Here is a 4116-nt window from a genome sequence, read left to right on the forward strand (position 1 = left end):
TGGTGTCCCTGTTGGCCCCTTCGCGAGCAGGCTCGCTCCCACATTTGGAACGCACTCCCCTGTGGGAGCGAGCCTGCTCGCGAAGAGGCCTTCATTAACGCCACACATCCGATGGTTACAGCAAATTCCCGCCCACCACCGGCTCAATCTGCGCCCAATGCGAAGTGTCTTCCCGGTGCGCCTGCAAATACGGCAACACCGCCGCCAACAACGGTTCCTTGAACGCCTCCTGGAACCGATGCGCCAATCCCGGAATCAGCTTCAACTGACTGCCACGAATATGCGCCGCCAGGTGCACGCCATGCATCACCGGCAACAACGGATCGGCCGTGCCATGCACCACCAGCGTCGGTACGCGCAACTGGTTGAGCAACGCGACACGGCTAGGCTCGGCGAGGATCGCCATGATCTGCCGCTTCACACCCTCGGGATTAAACGCGCGGTCATAGGAAGCCGCCGCCTGTTGCAGCAAATTCTGCCGATCATCGGTCACCGCCGGGCTACCCAGCGCCGCCAGCAAATCCGCCTGTTGCTCCAGCGCCACCTGACGATTCGGTGCGCCGCGCCGCGACAACAACTGCACCAGCGCCGCACTCGGCGCCGGCAAGCCTTCCGCGCCAGAAGTCGTCATGATCAGCGTCAGACTCTCGACCCGCTGCGGCGCCATCGCCGCCATGTGCTGAGCAATCATGCCGCCCATGCTCGCGCCCAAGACGTGGAATTGCTCAACATGCAGCGCGTCCATCAGCCCCAGCGCATCATCGGCCATGTCCGTCAGGCTGTACGGCGCCGACACCGGCAGACCGAGTTTGTAGCGCAGCACTTCGAAGGTCAGATTGGCCTCTTCCGGCGCCTGTCGCCAGGTCGACAATCCGACGTCGCGGTTGTCGTAGCGGATCACCCGAAAACCCTGCTGACACAGCGCCACCACCACCTCATCCGGCCAGTGAATCAATTGCCCACCCAGGCCCATCACCAGCAGCAATGCCGGATCCGAGGCGCGACCAATGCTCTGATAAGCGATGCTGACTTGTTGCAAATCGACGTGCTCGGTCGGCACGTTGACATCGCAACGCGCGGCCGCCATCGACGGCGCACCGAACAAAAGCGCGGCCAACATGGCCGCGACTGATAAAAAAAACTTGTGCATGAAAAACACCGAAACGCAGAACCCCAGTAGAGCGCGAGTCTGATGAAGTTTGTTCAAGCGCGCTGCCACAGTTGCGTGACAGTTTGATGAAGAGTGCCGAGCGGTCATTGCGCCTCTCGATCAGACGCGGTCGACAGCCCCGCCAACATGAGACAAACTCACCACCATCGCTGAATCAGCAAATTCTATTCATGGAGCCATCGGTGCTTGAGATCCGCCACTTGAAAACCCTGCATGCCCTGCGCGAGGCTGACAGCCTCGTCGACGCGGCGGATCGTCTGCATCTGACGCAGTCGGCGCTGTCCCACCAGTTCAAGGAACTGGAAGAGCGTATGGGCATGCAATTGTTTGTGCGCAAGACCAAACCAGTGCGTTTCACCAGCGCCGGTTTGCGCCTGCTGCAACTGGCCGATGCGACCCTGCCGCTGCTGCGTGCCGCCGAGCGTGACATCAGCCGCTTGGCCGGTGGCACCGCCGGGCGTTTGCACATGGCGATCGAATGTCACAGCTGCTTTCAGTGGCTGATGCCGACCATCGACCAGTTCCGCGATGCCTGGCCGGAAGTCGAGCTCGATCTGGCCTCGGGTTTTTCCTTTGCACCGCTGCCGGCATTGGCGCGGGGCGATCTGGATCTGGTGGTGACATCCGATCCGTTGGAAATCGCTGGTATCACTTATGTACCGCTGTTCACTTATGAAGCGATGCTGGCGGTGGCCAATCAGCATGCGCTGGCGAGCAAACCGTACATCGTGCCTGAGGATCTGCTCACGGAAACGTTGATCACTTATCCGGTAGAGCGTGATCGGCTGGACATCTTCACGCGCTTCCTAGAACCGGCGGATATTGAGCCGGCGCAGGTACGGACTTCAGAACTGACGGTAATGATGATGCAACTGGTCGCCAGTGGTCGTGGCGTGTGCGGCATGCCGCATTGGGCGCTGCACGAATACAGCTCGCGCGGTTACGTGAAGGCCAAGCGGCTGGGTGAGAAAGGCCTGTTCGCCACGCTGTACGCGGCGATCCGTGCGGACATGCTGGATGCGCCGTACATGCGCGATTTCTTGCTGACGGCGAAGGACACTTCGTTCTCGACATTGGATGGGGTTAGCGCAGTTCGCTAAAACCCAAATCAAAAGATCGCAGCCTTCGGCAGCTCCTACACAAAACCCTGTAGGAGCTGCCGAAGGCTGCGATCCTTTGATCTTTATGCCTGAGGCAGTTCACGCCACATATGGATCTTGTCGAAGTAGTCTTCGCCAACCCGCACCGCCAATGGCTCCAGGCCAAACTGGATAAAGCCGCATCGCTCATAGAGTTTGAACGCCGCGTCATTCCCGGCAGTAACGGTCAATTGAACGACCTTCAACGCCGGATGATTCTGCGCCTCGGCAATCGCCGCCTGCACCAGTTCAAACCCCAAACCGTGCTGTCGAAAACCCGCCGACACATACATCCCGAACAACGTGGCTTTATGCCGAGCCTTCTCCCGAGGCTCAAACGCCAGCCCGACAATCCCGGCCAGCGTGCCACCCTCGAATGCCCCCAGCACCACATCGAGCTTGCTGGTCAGCCGCCCTTCCCACCAGCTCAACGGCATCACCGCGCGCTCACGCACGCTGGAGGTAAACGCCTGCGGATGGCGATCGTAAGCCTCCAGCATCAACTCCCGATAAGCCAGGGCATGACTGGCGTCCAGCCGTTCTATCCACATGCTCAAGCCGCCCTTCGTTGCTCAAGCATCAATCGCACGGCCAACCCGGCCAACACAAAACCCATGAAGTAACGCTGCATCGCCAGCCACGTCGGATTACGCACGAACCACGAAGCGATCCCCGCTGCAAACAATGCGATCAGCAGATTGACGGTAAAACTCACGCTGATCTGCGTCAGCCCGAGGATCAGGCTTTGGGTGAACACCGAGCCATGCTCTGGCGTGATGAACTGCGGAAACACCGAGAGATAAAAAACCGCAATCTTCGGGTTCAGCGCACTGGTGAGAAAACCCATGGTGATCAGTTTGCGCGACGAATCTGGTGGCAATTGCTGTGCCTCAAACGGCGAACGCGCACCGGGTTTCACCGCTTGCCACGCCAGCCACAGCAGGTACAACGCACCCGCCCACTTCAACACTTCATAGGCCATCGGCACCGCGAGGAACACCGCCGTCAAACCCGCTGCTGCGGCAAACATATGCACAAAAAATCCCGCGACCACGCCCAGCAACGAGGTGACCCCGGCCCTGCGCCCCTGACAGATCGAACGCGAGATCAGGTAGATCATGTTCGGCCCCGGCGTCAGTACCATCAGTAACGCGGCGGCGGCGAATATCAGCAGGTCTTGAAGCGGGATCATGGCAAAGTCCTTTGCGTGGATGATCAGGCGATGGCGGTCAGCGAGGCTCGATAAAACGGCAGGATCACATCGCGTGTCAATGGCGCCAAAACGACATCGCCGTCAGTGGCCGGGTCGATCCAGATCACTTCTTCGATTTCCGCTGCCGGGGAAACGTCGGCGTTGATTGTCAGCTGAAAGATATCGGCCTGTACGACACATCCCGGTTCGTTGGCAGCAGGTGCAGAAAACTGACCCAGGAAGGTCGCCTGCGCCGGATCGATTTGCAGATCCAGTTCTTCTTCCAGCTCACGGGCCAGGGCATGCACCGGCAATTCATGCGCTTCGATCTTGCCGCCCGGTTGCATGAATGCCGTGGTGCCGCGTTTGCGTACAAGCAGGGTTTGGCCATTCGCGTTAAGCAGCAGAGCGGCGGCGATGCGGATGATGCGGGACGAACCAGTGGATGTCAGTGTCATGAGGTGAAAATAGCCTTGGGCGAAAAGCCGTCAGGATCCCACGCTGGGCCAATGCTCGCCACTTTCAAGATGACTTCATAGGCAAATCTGACGCCTTCGCGAGCAGGCTCGCTCCCACAGGGGAATGCATTTCAAAAGTGGGAGCGAGCCTGCTCG

5 protein-coding genes are annotated in these 4116 nt (G+C 59.6%); 1 reads left to right on the plus strand and 4 read right to left on the minus strand.

Features of this window, described 5'->3' with window-relative positions; genetic code table 11:
• Positions 1 to 115 precede the first annotated feature (115 nt).
• A complete protein-coding gene (locus tag QMX93_RS30015; protein WP_282359196.1) occupies positions 116 to 1150 on the minus strand; it encodes an alpha/beta hydrolase in 1035 nt (344 codons plus the stop codon).
• Between the two features lie 203 nt (positions 1151 to 1353).
• On the opposite strand from QMX93_RS30015, the gene metR reads away from it, so the two are divergent.
• Positions 1354 to 2271, plus strand: a complete 918-nt coding sequence (gene metR, locus QMX93_RS30020; protein WP_008087231.1) for a transcriptional regulator MetR — start codon at positions 1354 to 1356, stop codon at positions 2269 to 2271.
• A gap of 83 nt (positions 2272 to 2354) precedes the next feature.
• Here the strand turns inward: metR and QMX93_RS30025 are convergent, their stop codons facing one another.
• The 3 genes from QMX93_RS30025 to QMX93_RS30035 are packed head-to-tail and all read right to left on the minus strand — an operon-like array spanning position 2355 to position 3960.
• A complete protein-coding gene (locus QMX93_RS30025; protein ID WP_212546312.1) occupies positions 2355 to 2861 on the minus strand; it encodes a GNAT family N-acetyltransferase in 507 nt (168 codons plus the stop codon).
• Positions 2862 to 2863: 2 nt separating this feature from the next.
• Positions 2864 to 3502, minus strand: coding sequence for a LysE family translocator (locus tag QMX93_RS30030; RefSeq protein WP_282359200.1), 639 nt, complete (start codon positions 3500 to 3502; stop codon positions 2864 to 2866).
• A 23-nt stretch (positions 3503 to 3525) separates the two neighbouring features.
• Complete coding sequence (locus tag QMX93_RS30035) at positions 3526 to 3960, minus strand: NUDIX domain-containing protein (protein WP_282359201.1); 435 nt, start codon at positions 3958 to 3960, stop codon at positions 3526 to 3528.
• Positions 3961 to 4116 lie beyond the last annotated feature (156 nt).

Source organism: Pseudomonas sp. PS01303, from assembly GCF_029959385.1.
Taxonomy (GTDB): domain Bacteria; phylum Pseudomonadota; class Gammaproteobacteria; order Pseudomonadales; family Pseudomonadaceae; genus Aquipseudomonas; species Aquipseudomonas rustica.

Excerpts from the sequence above, each read along its gene's own strand:
- QMX93_RS30015 (WP_282359196.1), bottom strand. The coding sequence starts at position 1,150 with ATGCACAAGTTTTTTTTATCAGTCGCGGCCATGTTGGCCGCGCTTTTG.
- QMX93_RS30025 (WP_212546312.1), bottom strand. The coding sequence starts at position 2,861 with ATGTGGATAGAACGGCTGGACGCCAGTCATGCCCTGGCTTATCGGGAG.
- QMX93_RS30030 (WP_282359200.1), bottom strand. The coding sequence starts at position 3,502 with ATGATCCCGCTTCAAGACCTGCTGATATTCGCCGCCGCCGCGTTACTG.
- QMX93_RS30035 (WP_282359201.1), bottom strand. The coding sequence starts at position 3,960 with ATGACACTGACATCCACTGGTTCGTCCCGCATCATCCGCATCGCCGCC.